We start from the raw sequence: 19,983 nt of genomic DNA, 5'->3' as shown, positions 1-19,983 counted from the left end.
GGGCTAAATCTGCCTACCTTCATCCTCTAAAAGCTGCCTCTTCTATTTAAAGGAGAGGGGCTTATAAAGGAGGGGCTGCATAAAGAGTATCTTAAGAGCCTATGATTAATATTTTTTTATGCTCTTTATCTTAGAGCATTAAAGATCTTAATGTTTCCTAACAGGTTTTATATTATTTAAATAAATTTTATACAGGTTAATAAGTTGCATGCAGTGATAAAAATGGATAGGGCCATTCTAGCTATTTTAAGAAAAGCCATTATCTTATTTATCCTTTATCTATATTTTGTTATACCCATCTGTAGTAAAGTAAATGTATGCAAAATATTTCTTTTGAAATCGACCCTTGGGGATCCATAGTAGCATTAGTTTTATTTAGCTTATGTTATGGCCTAGCAAGGAAAAAAAATCACCTGAGAAAACCGTCCCTGCTATTTTCTCATCTAGACTCTTCTTTTCTTAATTCTGGATGGAAGACCACCTTCTCTCAGCTTCCCCTTTGGCTTCATGGGGGTGGATTAATTTTGTTTTTAGTTGCTTTAGCAGACCCGCATCTTTTGGTGCGCAGGCCCTCTTTAGCTGTTGCTGAGAAAGACGATAAAAATTTTCTCCCCACCGAGGGAATTGCTATTTACTTATTACTTGATCAATCTGGCTCTATGGCAGAAGAGGTGACAGCTACCCTTGGCGGTAAAAGACAGAATATTTCCAAAGAAGCTCTCCTTAAACAAGTCACAAAAGAATTTATCGAAGGAAACCCTTCCGCAGGCTTAAAAGGAAGAGCTAACGATCTTATAGGACTCATCACCTTTGCTAGAGTGCCTCATATTCTTTCTCCTTTGACCCTAGACCATCAACAGATTTTAAAAGCTTTAGCTCATATTCAGGTGGTTAAAAAACAAGAAGACAATGGTACGGCCATGGGTTATGCTATTTACAAAACTGTTAGCATGATTGCTGCTACCCAGTATTATGCTAATCATTTAGCTCAAAAAAGTCTGCCTGCTTATAACATAAAAAATTCTATCATTATCTTAGTGACAGATGGCCTGCAAGATCCTAATATTTTAGACAAAAATAGCCTTTGGCGTAATCTAGGACTAAAAGAGGCGGCAGCTTTTGCAAAAGAAAAGGGGGTTCGTCTTTATTTTATCAATATTGATCCTAGGATGTATGCTGATCAGCTATCTTCTCAGCGGCGACAAATGGAAGAAATTACCCAATTGACGGGAGGAGGCTTATTTATATTAAATGATCCTGGTGAGATGAAAACGGTATATGCCACGATTGATCGCCTAGAAAAAAGTATTCTTCTTTCGCAAGGGCTGGTGGGAGGAAAACCGTCTATTTATCAGCAGATTTCATTTTCTCCTTATTTAATAGCAGGCGGAATGTTTATGGTATGGCTAGCCATTGTCCTGCAAACGACCTTCTTAAGGAAGGTTCCATGAACTTTAATGGGCTTTACTATACTTTTCCCCAAGCAAGCTATTTACTATTTTTTATTCTCCTATTTCTACTATTATTTTGGAGGCTTTATTGCCACCGTCTAAAAATCTTTGCTCATTATACGAGTAAAGACAAATTGCCCTATGTATTAATGGCCCAGCCTAAGCTATGCTTGGGCTTAAAGGTAGCAGCAATATGTGGAGCTTGGATGTTCCTTTGCTTAGCTTTAATGCAGCCTAAAGGCCATCCCCATTATTCTCAAGAAATGATAGAACATCTTCAACAGACGCATGATATTAAGCGTATGCAACCGCATGAGGTGGTTTTTTTGATTGATGCTTCTGCCTCTATGAGCCTATTAGATGGACGACTAGGCGAAAGCCGTTTAGAGAATGCTAAGAATATTGCCGATCAGGTAATAAGCCGCCTGCAAGGGCAGTCAGCATCGCTGTATGGGTTTACCTCAGAGGTGACCAAGCTATCTCCGCCTTCTATGGATTACCTTTTTATGCGGCTCATGTTACATCATTTGGCGATTAATGAAGGTGATGTAAGTGGAACTGATCTAAAAGATATGCTGCGCTATCTGCATGAACATTACCTGGCATCTTTAACCTCTTCTATTAAAACTATCATTATCATTTCTGATGGTGGCGATAATCGCTTGGAAGAGTTAGCGGGAAGTGCTCGTCTAAATTATATCAAAGAGCTAGAAGCTTCATTAGGTGCGCTGCAAGAAACGCGCATTTATACGATTGGTGTAGGTACATTGAAAGGCCTAGAAATTTCTCATTTAAGGGATAAAAGCCAAAGAATCATTTCTCATTTAAACGAAGATGTTTTGAAGGCTTTAAGTGAAAAAGGGGAGGGGCGCTATTACGCCGGCTATGCTTTTCCTGCTAGTGCCATTGCTGAGGATCTTGCTGCTCAAATTTCTAAAGCCGATATTTTTTCTTTAAAGGATGCAAGGCAAGCCTTAAATGTAGAAGAGGATTTAAAGTATGATTCCTATTACCAGTTTCCTTTAAGTTTGGCTATCCTTTTGTTGGCTTTTTACCTGTTATGGCCAGATAGGGCCTTTTCTTCATCTACTTCTTTGCGTTTAAATAAATTTTCAGCCTTCTTATTCATCAGCTTTTTTTTCTTAGGTAAAATTACCGCTAGTGAAAATCTGCAAGAGTCGCTGCAGCTGGGAGCCGATTATTTTTCAGCTAAAAATTATGTTGAAGCAACCAACATCTATCAAAAAATGCTAGCAGAAGATCTATCTGCATGGGAAAAAAGTGTAGTGACATATAATTTAGGGACTGCTTTGGCTGCACAAGGAAAGCAAGAGGAAGCTATCGAGATATTGCAGGCTTTATCGAGGAACAAAACTAGTGCGCCTTTATTAAGGTATCGCGTTCTTAGAAATCTTGCGCTTGCTAACTTTTATCAGGGAGAGAGGTTACGCCAAGTTCCGCAGGCTTCTTCGTCACCTCTTCCAGATTCTTATTTTAAAGCGCTTTACTTTTTTGAATGCTTTTTAGAAAACATTCCTTTAGTTCAAGAAGCTGAATGTCAACTCTTAAAACTTAGCGGGCAAGATGAGTGTCAAAAGGGCTATCCTTTAGGCCAAGCAGCTACTCTTTCTAAAATGGCTAGGGTGGATATGCGCGAAAAAGCTAGAGATAATCTTATGGTGCAGGCAGCCCCCTCGCAAAGTCTTCCATGGTTAGCAACCGGCTTGCAGCTGCTCAAGCAAGATCTTGATTTTTTGTTGGAAAGCCATCTGACAGCTTCTTTAGAAGATAAATATCGAGATCTTTTTAAGAGACATGTAATGAGTTGGCTTCCTCTATGGGATGCACTTAATCTTCAACTCCAGAGGGATAAAAATTTTTTCTTATTGGAAAGAGCGGCAAAATATTTTAATCAGGTAGCTCCCTTAATCTCAAAGAGCCATTTTACTGCCGCTGAAGCTAACCTAGGAATGGCAATGGAGGGGTTAAATCACTTTATGCATCTTCTTTTTGCGCAACATCCCTTTCAAGAGAATATAGCCAGTCTTTTAAGCGATTTTTCACTAGCCGCTTTGCAAGATCTTCTAGAATTTAATACGCTGCTTTTCTTAAAGCAAAAACTGCATAGGATTTCCTTGCCTTCAGAACATGAAAGACTTAAAGCTGGTATGGAGGCTATCGAAAATAATTTGCAGGCGAGTTCGGACCAGCTTCAACTTTTGCAGGATTTAAAAGCTCAATTGTACTTTAATGAATCTTTTCAACAGTTAAGGCGTGTTCTTTTAATTCTTCACGCCGATATTCATGCTCGTCCAGATCTAGTCCTTGAAGCTGCGATAGATGAACAGAGGCATGCATTAGCTCAGGCAAGACTTCTCGCTCGTTTGCAAGAAAGCCAAGGCGAGACTGTGCATGAGGCAGCTTTGTTTATCCTACCCTCCCAGGAATATTTGCTAACATTTTCCTCATATTTTCATCAAGCTGCCTACTCTCAGCAGCTTGCAAAATTTAATGCCAAAGCTTCGCTTGCGGGGAGGGAGGAACGTTGCCAATTTTCTCCCTGGAACGAAGTGTTTCCTTTATTTCAGCAAGGAAATAGGCTGGCTAAAAAAATTGTAGACCTTGTTCAAACTTCGTTATTAGACCTACCTAAACTTATGAAGGCTCAGGAAAAAGTATTGGATATCTGGCAAGAGGCCCTTACAAAGATGAAAGAACCTCATAAAACAGGTAAGTGCTCTATGGAACCTAATTTACAAACCTCATCTCCTCAGCCTTTTCAATCATCTTTTGAGGAGATGGCACGTTTGATTCAACAGATGAATAGGCAAGATCAACCGCTGCCTTCTCAACCTGCTTTTATCAAAGAAGGTTTAAAGCCATGGTAGCTTTTCTTTTTTATCATTGGAAACTGAAGGGGATGTTAGTCTTTTTAGGATCTATCTTGATTCAAGCTTCTGTCTTAGCAAATATTTCTGTAAGTGCTTTTCTTGATCCAGTGACTTTGCATCAAGGATGGCCCTTAAAAGGTACACTAGAAGTTACGCATAATAGCGATCAAAAAGTAGAGGAATCAAGTGCCCTTTTAAATGATCGTTTTTTAAAGATTAATTTGCTGAGGAGCGTAAAAATCTCTCCCGACAGCCTATTAACTGTCAGTATCTATCAATTTACTTTACCTCCTCAAAATCAAGGAACCTACACACTTTCTTCTTTATCTTTAAAAGTGGATGGGAAAATCTTTAAAACTTTCCCTATTACCTATGAAATTCAAGCTCCTCTTGCCTCTCCTTTAGCATCATCGGATGAGAACTTTAAGGCTGCTCTTCAGTTGGAGGCTTACAACGAAGGTCTTAAACAGTTATATCCAGGCCAAGAAACAAAATTAGTTTATCGCTATAGCTATAAAGGCAATATTGCTCTTTTAAAAGAAGTATTGCCTATGTTGGAAGCAGAGGGGTTGCAGAAAGTAGGGCGTCCTGATATCCGCACTTGGACAGAAAAAGATTTAAGCTTTTTTGAAGTTTCTCAGCAAGTTCAAGCGCTTAAACCTGGAGAATATGCTTGGGGGCCTTCCAGAATCGAAGGAGTAGTATACGTGGAAGATGCTAGAGGTAATAAGCAGTTTACAACCACTCATCTTAGCTCTCAAGCACCCCTTGTTAAACTAAGCGTAAAGCCTTTTCCCTTAGAAGATCAGCCAGCTTCTTTTAATGGAGCTTTTGGAGAATTTACGATGGATATAAACTTACTGAGTGCTGCAACCCTTAGCGTGGGAGATCCAGTTTTTGTGAGGGTAACCATTAAAGGCAATACCTCGAATTGGGATAGCGTTTCTCTTCCTGAAATTTGTTGTCAACCAGGCTTTAGCGGCCTTTTTAAAGAAAATGACCTTCCTGCGATAGGTAAAAAAGAAGATGATAGCAAATACTTTGAGATCCAGCTTTACCCTCTTTCTGCAGAGATTAAAAGTCTGCCTTCTATTCAATTTTCTTATTTTGATCCTAAGAGCGAGCAGTATAAAATTTTGCATAGCGCTCCTATTGCTCTTACTATTTCTCCTAGCGAAAATATCTTATCTACTGATCTGGCCTCTTCTCTTCCTATAACCTTTCAAAGCCAAGAAACTTTAGCAGAATGGATAAAGAGCTATCAGCATCTGCCTCCTTTAGCTTTCTATCAAATGCAATCTTTAGACCCTGCCGATTTAAGGAATAAAATTTTGGGTTCTTGGTGGGTAATAGGGTTAATTCCTTTAAGCTTAGGAGTAGTGGGACTGCAATATAAATTACAAGTTTCACTAAAAATTCGAGGAGGGAAAGCAAAAAAGAAGACGAGCTTAGGCATGTATCAAGAGATGTTAAAAGCCCCCCAAAATTCTCCTCTCTTTTATGAATTGCTTCATCGATTGTTAATCCAGCAATTATTTGAATGTGGCCTAATTAATCACCAAGAAGTTGTAGGAGCAGATCTACCTTTGGAGGGGATTGCAGGCGAAGTACGTGCTTTGCTGCTGTCTATCGATTTTCAGCGTTATAGTGGCACAGCGCCAGATGAAAAGCTCTATTCTCAAGCTTTAGAAGAAGGGCAGCGGTTGCACCAAAAACTTCAAGAGATTAAACATGGTTAATAAAACGATCTATTTTTGTGCTTTGCTTAGCGTAGCAATAGGGTATGCTCTCTTAAATTTTTTTATCCTTCCTTTTTCTAATTCTTCCGTACCTCTTTTAGAGCAAGCGCGTGCAGCTTACCAAGAGGCTGCGCAATCTAACAATTTTTTTCATCGTCGCCAATCCCTTAACAGATTATTGATGATTTATCATTCTTTAGATAAGCTCTATTGCCCTCTGCAGGGCAATGGTGCCCTGTATAGTAACTTGGCTGAAACCTATTTTAATCTTGAGCAGTATCCCTGGGCGGCTTTTTATTTTTATCAGTCTAAGCGCTTAAGGCCACGCGATCTGGAAGTTGAGTTTAAATTAAAAGAAACGCTTGCTAAGCTAAATATCCCTTCTACGCAGTCACCTTCCTTGTTAAAAAAAGTTTTTTCCTTTCACTTTTATTTGTCTTTACCCGAGCGTTTAGAAATTCTATGTGTCTTTACTTTTCTTTTTTGCAGTCTTGCCTCTTTATGGATATGGAAAAATTGGGCAAGGTTAAAAATTCTGGTGGGTAGCGTAGCCCTTGTAAATCTCTTATTTTTTTGTAGCATTATTTATAGCCAATATTTTGAGCCTATAGAAGGTGTTTTGATTCACGCGACTCACTTATATGGAGAAAAAAATCTTAACTTGGCTTTAGTGACTTTGCAACCTTTAAGGGGAGGAAGTAAAGTAGAGGTGCTGGAATCTGAAGAACAGGGAAGGGTGTTAAAGATACGAACGACCGATCATTTAATAGGTTTCATTTCTCAAGAATCTATTCGCTTTTTGAGGCCTTAAAAGTTGGATTGAAAATATTTGTAAGAGGCTAAGCTACCTTAAACTCACGAACATTTTGTATAGCTTCTATATCTGCCTGGCTCCTAATTTTCGCTTGTGATTAATATGAATTTTTTGATATTCTGGTCAGCACATTACTTTTGGAGAAAAAGAATGATAGCACAAGACAGTGATAGACCCACGCTGCATGAAAGTAATTCAGAGGCATGGAGCTTACCAAGCTCAACCTTTTGCCCTGTTTTAAGCAACTCCTATCTTACTCTAAAAAACACTTTAGACGGTACTTTGAAAAATACTTTAGAATTTGACAGAAAATGCCGAGCCTTAGAAGTGTTGTTTGTCGAACTGCAAGAGCGTGTTCATCAAATGGAAAAGCAGCTTTCCCGAGTTAGAGATTATTAAATGTTGATAGCTCCTTTATTCTTTTAAACTTTCACCTACTTTTTAATTTAACTTTAATAGCGTTTTCGTCTACAAACTTCTTTATCTTTCTTGCTTACTTACCTAGATTATTTATTATAAATATGCTATGATTTTTTATATAAAAAAGGGTGACATACTCCTATGAATATTGAGCGGCGTGCTTTGTTTAATTCTTTGCGTATAAATTGGTTGTTAGATCCTAACACCCAGGTGCAACCTTGGCAGGTTGAGGATTATCGTCGTCTTTCTCATGAAGATTTATTTGAAAGATTGCGTCAAAAAGATATGGCTTTAGATAAAGTTTCCCTGCTGGCGTTGGCGCAAGATGTGGATTCACCGGAGGAGCTGTGCGAGGGTTTAGTCGCAGATTTAAATTTAGAGGCAAGTGAGCAAGATCAAATATATTTAGTGGTTTTCGAATTATGGCGCCGTTTTGTAAATGAAAAGCCCTGTTTATCCATTTTTTGTGATGAATTAGATCATCAAATTTTTGCTTATGATCAAGGAAAATGTGCTTATCCAGCAGACATTCAAGATGCAATGTCTAATCTAGAGATGATTCTTGGTAAGCATGCTGATGAAGGAGCAGACCCTTTGGAGATATTCGAAATGGTATCTCAAGGATGCGCCCATGATTTGGAAACATTTCTATATGATTATATTGCTGAGCAGATTGACGATCATCATTATCCTTATGCAGCTGATTTGCTAGAGAGCTTTGGACCTTATTGTAAGGATGTAGCTTGGTTTGATTTTTTGCGGGCACGCCTTCTTTATCGTTCTGAGCCCGAAAACTCGGATGAAATAATTTTGCACCTCATTCAACGCATTAAAAAAGCGCAGGATTTAGATTTGAGTTTAGAAGTTCTTACTTTTTTATCCAATGGAGGCACTCCTGAACTATTTCGTCTACTTGTCCGTCAAACATTTCCTATGCTTGAAATAGAAGAGGACTTTCAAGAGCTTTTGACAATCTGTGCTGACTACTATCATTTATTAGATCAAGAGCAAGAAGAGCAAAAAATCCAAAAAATTTTAAAGCAAAGAGCTTCGCATGCTTTAGATAATCCAATCCAACTTAAAGATGTGAAGCTTGCAGAGCTTGTGAAGATGTTCAAATAAAAAAGAAAGTATTTTCTAGTAAACTTAAGCTCTTTATCCTTAAAACTATAGATAACTGAAAAAAGGTTTTTTAATCCGCTTCAGCTCTTTTAGAATCAATAACTTAAAAGCTCTTCTTTTCTTTCTTCCCAGGGAGGATTTAAAAAAAAAGTCGATATTGACTTTTAAGGCAAAAAAGGAGATACCTTGGACGTTTAAAAACACAAGCGGTAGTGGTTTTTTTGCTTTTATACCACAACATCTTGTGTTTTTAGAAAAAGAAAGAAAGAGATTTTTAAAATATTTTATCTATGTAAGGATTAAAGATCATGACAAAACCAACAGCAAGGGCTATGGCCACAGCTTTGAGAACATATCATCGCCCTATCAATGAGGGAGAAACTTTGCTAGAAAGTTGGGATCAAGTTGTTGAACGAGTAATTAGCCATCAGCATTGGCTGTGGGAAAGAGCTTTAGGGCGTAATCTGAGTGATCGCGAAGATGATGAATTGGAAGAGCTACGCGGGCTTATTCTTAATCGTCAAGTAGCACCTGCCGGCAGAACTTTATGGTTGGGTGGAACAGAGTTGAGCCGTAAACGTGAGTCTAGCATGTTTAATTGTTCTTATACCCATGTGGAAACAGTCTATGATATTGTCGATGTGCTTTGGCTCTTGTTACAAGGTTGCGGTGTAGGCTTTAGGCCTATTACTGGCACTCTAAACGGTTTTCGTAGGCCTTTACAAGAGATTCGGGTGATTCGTTCTAATCGAACAGGCAAAGGTGGCGAGCAGAATAATGTAGAAACTTATGATCCTGAAACAAAAACATGGACAATTAAAGTCGGAGATTCAGCGATTGCTTGGGCAAAAGCTGTGGGTAAACTAGTGGCAGGTAAATATCCTGCTAGAACTTTAGTACTTGATTTTTCTGAGATCCGACCTGCAGGGACACGCCTTAAAGGGTATGGCTGGATTTCATCAGGAGATGAGCAAATTGCTAAAGCCTTTAAAGCGATTGCTAAAATTTTATCCGACCGGGCTGATCAGCTTCTGACTCGCATAGATATCTTAGATATCGTCAATTGGCTGGGTACCATTCTTTCTAGCCGCCGCTCAGCCCAGATTGCGCTATTTGAATATGCTCAACCAGAATGGGAAGAGTTTGCAGTAGCAAAAAAAGAATGGTGGCTTAAAGGAAATGCTCATCGTCAACAATCCAATAATAGCCTTCTTTTTCGCCAAAAACCAACCAAAGCAGAATTAGAAAGCCTTTTTCAACTCATGATGGATTCTGGAGGATCAGAACCTGGTTTTATTAATGCCATGGAGGCTGAAAGGAGGGCACCTTGGTTTAAAGGCTGTAATCCATGTGTAGAGATTCTTTTAGGTAATAAAAGTTTTTGCAACTTAACCGAGGTAAATGTATTAGCATTTAAAGGGGATAAAATTGGCTTAGAGAGAGCCCTTTATCTAGCCGGCAGAATGAACTATCGTCAAACGATGGTTAACTTAAGAGATGAAATCCTTCAAGAAGCTTGGCATCTCAATAATGATTTTCTCCATCTATGTGGGGTAGGTTTAACAGGTATTCGTGCAAGAAGTGATCTGACTGCCTATGATTACAAGCGTATGCGTAATATCACTGTAAGTGCAGCTTATAGTATGGCTAATGAGCTTAATTCTCCTTTGCCTAAAAACGTCACTTGCGTGAAACCTAGTGGCACCTTAAGCAAAATCATGGGAACAGAAGAATGGGGTGAAGTGCCAGAAGGGGTGCATTTACCGCTAGGAAAATATATTTTCAATAATATTACTTATTCTAAGCATGATCCATTAGTGGGACGTTTTCGCGCTGCAGGCTATACGGTGGTAGAAAAACCTTACGAGCCAGAATCTGTGCTTGTTAAATTTCCTGTAAAATTTGAAGGCATTTCGTTTACGCGGATGATGGTCACCAGGAAGAATGGCAAAGTGGAAGAGGTAGAGGTAAACACCGATTCGGCTGTTCATCAGCTCGAGTGGTATAAACTTTTACAAGAAACATGGTGTGAGCAGAATGTTTCCAATACCATCTCTTATGATCCCTCCGAGGTTCCTGCTATTATTGACTGGCTGTTAGAGAATTGGGATACTTATGTAGGAGTCTCCTTCCTATTTCGTAATGATCCTACAAAAAATGCCGAAGACCTAGGATATGCCTATTTACCACAGGAAGTGGTCACTAAAGAAAACTATGATACCTATGTGGCTAAGTTGAAAGATATCGATTATTCAGGCATTGAAATGCGCGATGAAGAGCTAGAAGCTGCGTGTGCAACAGGTGCTTGCCCCGTCCGTTAAGCTAGGCGATAAGCTAGAAAAGAGACTAAGTAGCAAGCATTGGACCTTAGCTTGCTACTTAGTTATCCTTAAATGGACCCTCTACTAGGAATAGCTTTTAAATTAAAAAAAATGCACTTTGCTGGTTTTAGTTTTTAATAGAGTGTAGGGGTTAGATCTCTTAAAGAGGAGAGAAATTTTTAACAGAGTTTAATTTTTAATCTTGACTCTTAATAAAGAGACTTAATCAGCTAGTTCTTTAAGGCTTTTCCTATCGACTGCGTAAAAGAAGCTTTAAGAAACTTAGTCATTGCACGTAAGGCCTTTTTAAGTAGTTAGTCTGCCTAGGGCGCAAGATGAAGGGAGGTGCTTTAGACCTGCATCAGAACTCTTTATCGGTAAGCGAAATCTATTCTAGCTTTTCTTGCAGAAGCCATACCTACATGCGTACTAGGTAAGCTATAGTCCTACCTGCAAAACTTTTTATATGTAAGCGATCTGGGGATAGTGCTCCTTAAATTTTTCAGGAGAAGGAATCAATAGGAATCAAAAAGGGCAGCCTTTAAAAAAACTAGCAATTTGCAAGCATCTTTAAATTTATAGATGCCTGCAGAATCGCATCTTAAGCTTACTATACTCTGGCAACTTTTACAAAACTTGCCCCAGCTGTCAAATCATGATATTGCCTTCCAACAGGCCCGCCTATCATTATCCTTAATTTTTATGAATTTTGGTCCTCTACCCATCTGTCAATGATAAATGTTAATCCTAGCTTAACTTGTAACATGTATAATAGCCCGAATATTTTGGCATAGTTGAGAGATTTCTGAGAAATTATGATGCTCAATTTTATCTCTTAAAGTAGAAATTCTATCAGCTAGCTCGTTGAGTTTTTGATTCTCTAAAGACTTATTTTCCACGGGGCAGCTTTTTTCTAATAAGGGCCGATAGATTTCATCTAACTTCTGTATGTAGTCGTCCAAGTCTTTTAAGTCTAAAGGAATAAAGTCTTCAAGCTCATATTTGGCTAATTCTTCCCAGGAAAATAAAAGATCTTGTAGATGCTCACTAGCTTCTTGCAAAGACATGTTTTTAGTTTGAGTGTAAGCCAATAACCAGGGATCCTGCGCATCTACTAATAGATGGTTGCTTAGTAAAGTGAGCTGTTGTTGTTTGGTTTTTAGATACTTTTCTACATCTTTGACTATCAGCTTATATTTTTCATAATTAACAGGGTGGCTTTTTTTTATCAATTGATAATATAGTTTCTCTAAATTAAATAGAAAATGGGTTTTAAGAGCTTTTGGTGCATAATATTTTATGCGATTATAGGTATCTTTATTTAATTTTAAAGGGCTACTAAATGTTAAAGTAAACTTTTTTAAAAAATCTGCTCGAGCTGCCAAGTCATGATATTCTCCTCTAACAGGTACACTCATTTTTTCCCTACTTATCTTTTATTAATGAAATTCTTTTTTCACGATTTTTAATAGTTTTTTGAATGTTTCTACCCTATCAGAAAGCACTGCTTCTTGTGAAGAGGGATTATTAGGCGAGGAAACATCTAATAATGCTGGTAATACTTCTGAGTCTTTGCAAACTTCTAGTAAATTATGGGCTCCTTTACGAAAACCCTCTTGTAAGAACACTCTAATTTTATCATCTTTCTTTAAACTCTCCTGATACTCCTCAGCTGTTACAGGATCATCTTTAAGTTTAAAGTTAATAGAGGTGCACAAATTATCAATAATTTTTTCAGTTAAATTCCCTTTGGCTAAATTTTCAAGAGTCTTAGCGACAGTTGTCCAATTTCTACTATCAACTTTAAAATCATGATCAATTAAAGCTATACTTCTCTTCCCCTCTGAGGGCTCAGTTTGTAAGAGTAAATTATCCAAATTATTTGATCTTTCAGGATGCATGCGATCTGTATTGTGGAATAATACGTCTAAAAAGATCATTTCTCCTATATCCAATAAAATCTTTTCTTGCGTTAAGGCTTTCATAAATTCATCTACTGGCAGCTCAGCAAAAGGTGTGCCTGAAATATACTTCATTACCATTATATGTTGAGTACTTTCTAGCTGATATTCTAATTGCCTAATTCTCTCCCCATAGATTTCTGCTTGTTGGCTATCTTCTGCCAGCTGATGCTTTTCTCTTAAATCATTTAACGCCAAATTTTCTAGCTTCTTTAAGGCTAGTTGCCCTAACTCTGATTCTCTAGGGAATGTAGTATAAAGAGGGGTTGAAAAATTTAGCTTTCTATAAAAATGATCAGCGATCACATGGGTGCTAGGATTTGGCATTAATTTTAGAGCAAGAGGAGCCTCACTATAATCGGTATGATGTAGAAAATATATTCCTGTCTGTCCTGCTATAGAGCGTAGAATTTGAACAGTTTCTGGTAGTGTTCTTTCTAACTCTCCAAGAACAGCTCGATGATTTATAGCTATCTCGATAGGTACCTTACTTCCCACAGAAGAAGAAGAAGAGCTAAAAATGCTAAAAAACTTTTTGGAAAGAGTTTGTGGTTCTTTTGTGCTAAAAATTCTGTTTATGCTCTTTTGCGTTTCAATTACTTGATCTTCACTTAAATAGGGGGGTAGCTTACTAATAGAAATTTCTATTATCTTTTCATGAGTTAGTTTTGTAAAACCTGATGGAATCTCCTTCTTACGGCCTACGGCAATCTCATTCTCGTGAGGGTTTAGGTAAATATACTTTCTTCCCTCTTTTTTGACAGCTTCCTGTTGGCTATCTAACATTTGGCCAACAAGGATGTTCCAGCCCTCTAAAGATAAGGTATCAAGGTTGGCTCTGACAAATGGACTCTGTGAACTATTATCCATAGATAACCATATTAAATTACTATGCTTATAAAGCTATTATAAAATTAATTTTAAATTAAAAACATTAAATTAATTAATTAAATGAAAATTTTTATTATTATTATAAATAAATACTTAATCATTAATGCATTGTTATATCAGTAGACAAAAGAGTGAAAAAACTAGAGGATATTAGAAAAATTACAGGAAGATTTAAGCTGGAAAAGCAACGGATATGATTATCATTCTTTTCCTTGAAGAAGGAGAGGAAAATGAATACTCATAAGCCAAATAGCGTTTTTGTTGTATTTAAAGCTCTGGAAGATTCAAGGAAGCAAAGCAGCCAAGTTTATAGCTATTTGACATCACTATCATTGGCATTTTAGCGGTTTCATGGAGTGCAAATGATTGGGCAACAATCTATTGATGGGTATCTTGCAACCTAATTTGGCTGCAATAGCATGGAATTTGCCTAGCAGGCGTACATAATCCTTTAGGAAGGATTTTCGCTATGTTTTTGCCTCAAATTTTGAAAGATGTTTTATATGCTGGACATCAGCTAAGGCAGGGGCTATCATAGGAGAAATTGCTATAGATGGCAAATAAGAGGCATCTCAAGATGCAGCTTGCGAAGGAAAAGCTATTCATAGGATTAATCTGTTTGCAGCCAAAAGTAAGAGACTTGGCCGGCTTGCTTACGGATACAAGATCAAAAGAAATAACTGCCATTCTATTCTTATTAAACATGCTGGGTATTTAAAAGAGTTATAATTAATTGGTAGTCTTGGATGTCAAAAGGTTACAGCTAAATATGTTAGCAATCAAGGAGGTTATTACTTACTCGCCGTGAGAGGTAATCGAGGGAATCTACATGCAAAAACCGAAAACATTTTTGATCAAGCTATAAAGGTAACACCTAAAAAAACGAGTGATGATTATGATTCGATTTGAAGAAAAGAGCATCCAGCGTTTTTATGCCATCTTTAAGGAAGTTTGTATGGAGGGTTCTTAAACCTTTTTCAAGCTTAGCCAATAAGTTAGTAGCTCAAGTTTAAAAGCTTTTTTTGCTTATTCAGTCTGTAAAGTTCACAAAGTTTTTTGTGCAATAACGCGCGTTGAAAAAGCTTTAAATACGTGAGAAGTACCTAGTAGTCTCAGAATTTTGAAAGTATTAAGAAATTTTACCTTAGAGCCTTATAAAGAAGAAAGAGGATGGTAAAAATTTAGCTGTAGATTAGCTTAGGAATAAAATCAAGGTAATCCCCTGAAGTTAAAATGTAACGAATCTGATTTTTTTCACCGAATAAGGGTAGATGTTTTTTTACATTATGTAAATGTCCGAAGAGGCAGGTATTAACATGATATTTCTCTAGCAGCTGGGAGACGGCTGAGTCTTTGAGGTCGGCACTAATAGGAGGGTAATGAGTCATGGCGATACGAATGGAAGCTTGAGAATTAAGGCATTTTAGGCTGCTTTCTAAGCGCTGTAATTCGCGTTGAAAAATCTTTTCAGCTTCTATTGGCTGATCATTTTTTTCTAGCAAAGTTTTTACACGAGGATTTTCTTTAAATTCGATATAAGCATTAAAATCATACGCGCTACTGTCCCATAGTCTACTACCGCCAATAGAATATTCCTTCCAATGAAAGGCATTATTTTGGATAAGATGAATAGAGGAAGGAAGAATCTTTTCTATTTTGCTAAGAGAACCCCACCAATAATCATGATTCCCTTTAATCATCACTTTAGTGCCAGGAAGTTCATGAATCCATTTTAAATCTTCAAAAGCATCTTTTAGGTGAATAGCCCACGAAATATCGCCTGGAAGGAGAACTAAATCAGAAGGCTGAATGCAATTAAGCCAATTCTTTTTAATTTTCTCTGTATAATTTATCCAAGGCTCTCCAAAGACATCCATTTTTTTTTCAGGGGTGCCAAATGCAAGGTGTAAATCAGCTAGAGCCCAAATTGCCATTAAAGTTACTTAAAGTTATAAGGTAAAACCATCGGGAATGCAGGCCCCACGAGGGACAATAATAATGCCATCGCGTATAAAAATTTCGTTACTGTTATAATGAGTGAGCTTATCTGCATTATTTAAACAGACATTATTGCCGATGCAGGCATGTTTGTCAATGATCGCTCGTTCAATCAAACAATTTTGCCCAATTTGATAATTTTTTGCTGTTTGATTGTCTTGCATGGGGGAATGGTAATGATCATTACCAAGAATGTAACAATCTTTGATGACAGTGCCTGTGCCTACTTGAGTACGAGGTCCTAAGATACTATGAAAAACTTCTTTGGCTTCGATTACGGAGCCTTCACAAATAATGGATTGCTGTACTTTGGTATTGTAAATTTTAGCCGCAGGAAGATTTAAACTATTAGTGACTAATAGATGCTTTTCGTCATACCAATTAAACTCCGGCTTATCTTCTGTAAGGGCTAGATTGGCATGATAGTAGGATTCAATTGTTCCAATATCTTCCCAATAGCCATCATAAAGATAGGCGGCAGCATTGCCGTTTTTAATGATGTTGGGAATTAAATGTTTTCCAAAATCTTCACGCATATCGGTAAGAAGGAGTTTTAAAAGAGCTGTTCTTTTAAATAGATAGATACCCATCGATCCTAAGCAAGCGCCCTCTTTATTATTCTTAAGTTGAAATTTTTTAAGGGTATTTTCGCTAACTTTAAATGCTTTTACTTGTTCCATATCTGTAGGTTTTTCCACAAATTCGGTAATACGTTCATTATGATCAATTTTTAAGATCCCAAAACGGTTAGCTTGACTCTCTTCAATAGGTAGGGTAGCAATGACCACATCTGCATTGGTCCGTTGCGCAACTTGCATCATTTTTTTGTAATCCATCTGATACAGTTGGTCTCCGGATAGTATTAAAAAGTAATCGATAGGAACATCGGTTAAATATTCAAGGTTTTGGCGAATAGCATCGGCTGTTCCTTGAAACCAGGCTTTAGTATGAGGTTTTTCTTCCACTGACAAAACTTCTACAAAGCCAGCTGTGAATGTGCCTGGTCGATAAGTTTTAAAAATATGGTCATGCAAGGTTTTAGAAAGAAACTGGGTAACAATAAATATTTTATGGCAACCAGAATGAATAGAATTAGACATGGGCACATCAATAAGGCGATATTTACCACCAAAAGTAACGGCAGGCTTACAATCAGAACGTGTAAGAGGATAAAGGCGAGAGCCTTGCCCTCCACCTAAGATAATGGTGGCTACACGGCTCATATCACATGAGAGTTCAGCAGTCGTATGGTGGATGGTCGGATGTTGTCCTAAATGATTTGCTTGTAAAGTGGCCATATTATTTCTCCTAAAAGTGACTTAACCGCACTTTAAATAAAGAGTATAATTACATCAAGAAATCAATTTAATTTTGGAGGATTAAGCCTTTTTAAGCAGCTCTGAAGGTGATAATCGAGGGTATATAAGTTATTTAAACTATATGATTTTTTTAATTAAAGGAGCCTTGCAGCAAATGTTCATTCTAGCTTTGCTCTCTTTCTTTTTAAGATAGGGGGTTTCCGCATGAAAGTAGCTTGACAAGGGTTTAAAAGTGGTGATCTATTCCTAAAAAAGTAAAGAATTACAACGATAAAATAGTACGCTTAAAAAACTTGTAGTTCTATCATTTGAGGATATGCACTAGCCTTTTTCTAAATTTTAATAAGGATGATGATTGAGGGGGAGAAAGAATATTAAGAAAGGAGAAAACCCTGCCGGTAGCTCTTTATCATATTACTGAGGGATTAAGCGCCATGGTAAAAAAGAAAGCCAGTGCTATCCTATATACATTAAAAGCAGTGGCTAAGGCGATGGAAAGGGAGTTTGCCTGCCAGACAGGAAAAGTATTTAAGTTATTGCACATGCGCTATTTAGAAATGGTTATAATGCTACAACTGTCATAATTTAGAAGGATCGGAGAAGATAGAAGGTTTGTAATAATTAGAAGAAAAAAGACCTTGAATGCCTGAGTAAGAAAAAGATTTTTTAGCATGGGTGAAAAAACGGCCTAAAACCTTACAAGCCGTTCATTATGTTTCTCTTAAGCGATCCTTAATTCATCCTAAAAAAGGATTAGGCAATAAAGCACCTTTACTAGGGTATGGGCAAACAAAGAAACACGACTTCAAGAACTTAAGATAGATTATAATAAAGTTACAAAGAACCAGAAAATATGACGATTGTTTCTTAAAAAAGATCGGGCTGGAAGAGAAATGAAAGAAAAGTTTATGCGCAGCTTCCTACACCTACTTACGTAAAGTGTTAGTTAAAAGTCTGCTCTATATTTAAAAACTAGGAATTAATTCTCATTTTTATCTTGTACGTTTTGTGTTTTCTTTTATATTCTTTTATTAAGCAGTGACTTAAGAATTTAGATAAATCTTAACCAAGGCTATAAAATGAATACTAACGCTTCTATTGCTTTTGCGCACTTGCCTGATGAAGTGCTAACCTCTATTTTAGAATATTGCGCCACACCTTCCCTATCTAGCGTATGTGGAAAATGGCGACACCTTTTAGATAGTGAGGTAATGTCCTCTATTTATAAGCAAATAGTTAAAGTTCACTTTCCTCAAGGAAATGTTAAAGAGCATGCTCTTATCTTAGATAAAATTTATAAGTTAGAAGATGGACTTTTTCCCATACAAAAAGTAAAGGCAATCTTTAAGCAAGTCTTTACTCTAGCTAGCACTCTTTCTCCTTTAGAGTTTAAAGATAACCTTGAGAAAACCAGATATTTCACCTCAGCTAATTACGCATCTTATCTGTTAAATATTAGTCGTCTCCTATTATGGAAAGAATTACCTGGTGGAAAAAAATACTTAGAGCAAGAAGAAATCAAGAGTTTGTCCCTAGAAAAAAAAGGAGAGTCCTTTAAGGGGTGGATTGAAAGATATGGAGGAGCTATTACATGCTTGCCATTAAGCATAATCGACTTAGCCTTTTTACCTCCAGAGATAGGTCAGCTTTCTCAGCTGCAAGACCTTCATTTAGAAGACAGCCAGATCACCACTCTTCCTCCAGAGATAGGGCAGCTTTCTCAGCTGCAAAACCTTCATTTAGAAGGCAGCCAGATCACCACTCTTCCTCCAGAGATAGGGCAGCTTTCTCAGCTTGAAAGTCTTTATTTAGCCTGTAACCAGATCACCACTCTTCCTCCAGAGATAGGGCAGCTATCACAGTTGCAAAGACTTTACTTAAATAATAACCAGCTTACCGTTCTTCCTGCAGAGATAGGGCAGCTTTCTCAGCTTAAAAGTCTTTATTTAGAACGCAACCAGATCACCACTCTTCCTCCAGAGATAGGGCAGCTATCACAGTTGCAAAGACTTCACTTAAATGATAACCAGCTCACCACTCTTCCTGCAGAGATAGGGCAGCTCACTGAGCTTCAAAATCTTCGATTAAGCGACAACCAGATCACGACTCTTCCTATAGAGATAGGACAGCTATCGAAGTTGGAAAGACTTCACCTAGATAATAACCAGCTCACCACTCTTCCTGCAAAGATAGAATGTTTATTACAGCTAGAAGAGCTTTACTTAAGAAATAACCAGCTTACCACTCTGCCTGCAGAGATAAGGCAGCTATCTCAGCTGCAAAGGCTTTACCTAGAAAACAACCAGATCACCACTCTGCCTGCAGAGATAAGTCAGCTATCTCAGCTGCAATGGCTTTACCTAGAAAACAACCAGATCACCACTCTTCCTTTAGAGATAGGAGGGCTCTCTCAGCTTGAAATAATTAGCTTAAGCAGCAACCAGCTTACCTTCCCTCCTGCAGAGATATGGCAGCTGTCTCGGCTGCAAAGGCTTTACCTAGAAAACAACCAGATCACCACTCTGCCTGCAGAGATAAGGCAGCTATCTCAGCTGCAAAGGCTTGAATTAAATCAAAACAAGCTTACCAGCCTACCTGCAGAAATCGGGCAATTGTCTCAGCTGCAAGGGCTTAATTTAAGCCAAAACCAGCTTACCACTCTTCCTGCAGAAATCGGACAGCTATCTCAGCTGCAATCGCTTGAATTAAATCAAAACGAGGTCACCAGCCTGCCTGCAGAAATCGGGCAATTGTCTCAGCTGCAAGGGCTTAATTTAAGCCAAAACCAGCTCATCGCTCTGCCTGCAGAAATCGGGCAGCTGCCTCAGCTGCAAAGGCTTTACTTAAATCAAAATCAGCTTACCACTCTTCCTGCAGAAATCGGGCAGCTATCTCAGCTGCAAAGGCTTGAATTAAATCAAAATAAGCTCACCAGCCTGCCTGCAGAAATCGGGCAATTGTCTCAGCTGCAAGAGCTTGAATTAAATCAAAACGAGCTCACCAGCCTGCCTGCAGAGATAGGGCAGCTTTCTAAGCTTGAAAGTCTTGACTTAAGC

General features: G+C 37.9%; 14 protein-coding genes. 10 read left to right on the top strand and 4 right to left on the bottom strand.

The window, feature by feature from the left end:
- Nucleotides 1-317 precede the first annotated feature (317 nt).
- The 8 genes from NEOC95_RS00625 to NEOC95_RS00590 all read left to right on the top strand — a co-directional run bounded on the left by NEOC95_RS00625 (nt 318) and on the right by NEOC95_RS00590 (nt 11,493).
- Nucleotides 318-1,451 (top strand): vWA domain-containing protein, encoded by a 1,134-nt coding sequence (locus NEOC95_RS00625; protein ID WP_166157291.1) that lies wholly within the window; start codon nt 318-320, stop codon nt 1,449-1,451.
- Entirely contained in the window at nt 1,403-4,339 is a 2,937-nt protein-coding gene (locus NEOC95_RS00620; RefSeq protein ID WP_213150984.1) for a vWA domain-containing protein, read from the top strand. The genes NEOC95_RS00625 and NEOC95_RS00620 overlap by 49 nt, the downstream gene beginning before the upstream one ends.
- A complete protein-coding gene (locus tag NEOC95_RS00615) occupies nt 4,333-6,081 on the top strand; it encodes a BatD family protein (protein ID WP_213150982.1) in 1,749 nt (582 codons plus the stop codon). Before NEOC95_RS00620 ends, NEOC95_RS00615 begins: the two co-directional genes overlap by 7 nt.
- A complete protein-coding gene (locus NEOC95_RS00610; RefSeq protein ID WP_166157282.1) occupies nt 6,074-6,892 on the top strand; it encodes a hypothetical protein in 819 nt (272 codons plus the stop codon). The genes NEOC95_RS00615 and NEOC95_RS00610 overlap by 8 nt, the downstream gene beginning before the upstream one ends.
- 153 nt (nt 6,893-7,045) lie before the next feature.
- Entirely contained in the window at nt 7,046-7,294 is a 249-nt protein-coding gene (locus NEOC95_RS00605) for a hypothetical protein (RefSeq protein ID WP_166157279.1), read from the top strand.
- Between the two features lie 162 nt (nt 7,295-7,456).
- Nucleotides 7,457-8,437 carry a hypothetical protein gene (locus NEOC95_RS00600; protein WP_166157276.1) on the top strand — a complete coding sequence of 327 codons (981 nt, stop codon included), beginning with the start codon at nt 7,457-7,459 and terminating at the stop codon, nt 8,435-8,437.
- Nucleotides 8,438-8,745: 308 nt separating this feature from the next.
- Entirely contained in the window at nt 8,746-10,758 is a 2,013-nt protein-coding gene (gene nrdJ / locus NEOC95_RS00595; RefSeq protein ID WP_166157273.1) for a ribonucleoside-triphosphate reductase, adenosylcobalamin-dependent, read from the top strand.
- A 582-nt stretch (nt 10,759-11,340) separates the two neighbouring features.
- Nucleotides 11,341-11,493: a hypothetical protein gene (locus NEOC95_RS00590; protein WP_213150981.1), complete on the top strand. Its 153-nt coding sequence runs from the start codon at nt 11,341-11,343 to the stop codon at nt 11,491-11,493.
- A gap of 17 nt (nt 11,494-11,510) precedes the next feature.
- On the opposite strand, the gene NEOC95_RS00585 is transcribed toward NEOC95_RS00590, so the two are convergent.
- From NEOC95_RS00585 to glgC, 4 genes are all read right to left on the bottom strand, one after another.
- Nucleotides 11,511-12,176, bottom strand: coding sequence for a hypothetical protein (locus tag NEOC95_RS00585; protein ID WP_166157270.1), 666 nt, complete (start codon nt 12,174-12,176; stop codon nt 11,511-11,513).
- A 21-nt stretch (nt 12,177-12,197) separates the two neighbouring features.
- The gene (locus tag NEOC95_RS00580; protein WP_213150980.1) at nt 12,198-13,589 is read right to left on the bottom strand and encodes a protein kinase family protein; all 1,392 of its coding nucleotides are present in this window, start codon (nt 13,587-13,589) and stop codon (nt 12,198-12,200) included.
- 1,202 nt (nt 13,590-14,791) lie between these two features.
- The gene (locus tag NEOC95_RS00575) at nt 14,792-15,544 is read right to left on the bottom strand and encodes a metallophosphoesterase (RefSeq protein WP_166157264.1); all 753 of its coding nucleotides are present in this window, start codon (nt 15,542-15,544) and stop codon (nt 14,792-14,794) included.
- Nucleotides 15,545-15,559: 15 nt separating this feature from the next.
- On the bottom strand, nt 15,560-16,906 hold the full coding sequence (gene glgC / locus NEOC95_RS00570) for a glucose-1-phosphate adenylyltransferase (protein WP_166157262.1): 1,347 nt from the start codon (nt 16,904-16,906) through the stop codon (nt 15,560-15,562).
- Between the two features lie 455 nt (nt 16,907-17,361).
- Here glgC and NEOC95_RS00565 point away from each other — a divergent pair, with 455 nt between their 5' ends.
- The gene (locus NEOC95_RS00565; RefSeq protein WP_166157259.1) at nt 17,362-17,511 is read left to right on the top strand and encodes a hypothetical protein; all 150 of its coding nucleotides are present in this window, start codon (nt 17,362-17,364) and stop codon (nt 17,509-17,511) included.
- Nucleotides 17,512-18,006: 495 nt separating this feature from the next.
- Nucleotides 18,007-19,983, top strand: a 1,977-nt coding sequence (locus NEOC95_RS00560) for a leucine-rich repeat domain-containing protein (RefSeq protein ID WP_213150979.1), incomplete at its 3' end; no start/stop codon positions are given.

Origin of the sequence: Neochlamydia sp. AcF95, assembly GCF_018342455.1 — a bacterium.
Classification (GTDB): Bacteria; Chlamydiota; Chlamydiia; order Chlamydiales; family Parachlamydiaceae; genus Neochlamydia.
The sequence above is the reverse complement of the archived record's forward strand: the minus strand, read 5'-3'. Positions and strand labels throughout refer to the sequence as shown.

What these genes read in the sequence shown, in the direction of transcription:
- NEOC95_RS00625 (WP_166157291.1), top strand. Translation starts at nt 318, where the DNA reads ATGCAAAATATTTCTTTTGAAATCGACCCTTGGGGATCCATAGTAGCA.
- NEOC95_RS00620 (WP_213150984.1), top strand. Translation starts at nt 1,403, where the DNA reads ATGGCTAGCCATTGTCCTGCAAACGACCTTCTTAAGGAAGGTTCCATG.
- NEOC95_RS00615 (WP_213150982.1), top strand. Translation starts at nt 4,333, where the DNA reads ATGGTAGCTTTTCTTTTTTATCATTGGAAACTGAAGGGGATGTTAGTC.
- NEOC95_RS00610 (WP_166157282.1), top strand. Translation starts at nt 6,074, where the DNA reads ATGGTTAATAAAACGATCTATTTTTGTGCTTTGCTTAGCGTAGCAATA.
- NEOC95_RS00605 (WP_166157279.1), top strand. Translation starts at nt 7,046, where the DNA reads ATGATAGCACAAGACAGTGATAGACCCACGCTGCATGAAAGTAATTCA.
- NEOC95_RS00600 (WP_166157276.1), top strand. Translation starts at nt 7,457, where the DNA reads ATGAATATTGAGCGGCGTGCTTTGTTTAATTCTTTGCGTATAAATTGG.
- nrdJ (WP_166157273.1), top strand. Translation starts at nt 8,746, where the DNA reads ATGACAAAACCAACAGCAAGGGCTATGGCCACAGCTTTGAGAACATAT.
- NEOC95_RS00590 (WP_213150981.1), top strand. Translation starts at nt 11,341, where the DNA reads ATGCCTGCAGAATCGCATCTTAAGCTTACTATACTCTGGCAACTTTTA.
- NEOC95_RS00585 (WP_166157270.1), bottom strand. Translation starts at nt 12,176, where the DNA reads ATGAGTGTACCTGTTAGAGGAGAATATCATGACTTGGCAGCTCGAGCA.
- NEOC95_RS00580 (WP_213150980.1), bottom strand. Translation starts at nt 13,589, where the DNA reads ATGGATAATAGTTCACAGAGTCCATTTGTCAGAGCCAACCTTGATACC.
- NEOC95_RS00575 (WP_166157264.1), bottom strand. Translation starts at nt 15,544, where the DNA reads ATGGCAATTTGGGCTCTAGCTGATTTACACCTTGCATTTGGCACCCCT.
- glgC (WP_166157262.1), bottom strand. Translation starts at nt 16,906, where the DNA reads ATGGCCACTTTACAAGCAAATCATTTAGGACAACATCCGACCATCCAC.
- NEOC95_RS00565 (WP_166157259.1), top strand. Translation starts at nt 17,362, where the DNA reads ATGGTAAAAAAGAAAGCCAGTGCTATCCTATATACATTAAAAGCAGTG.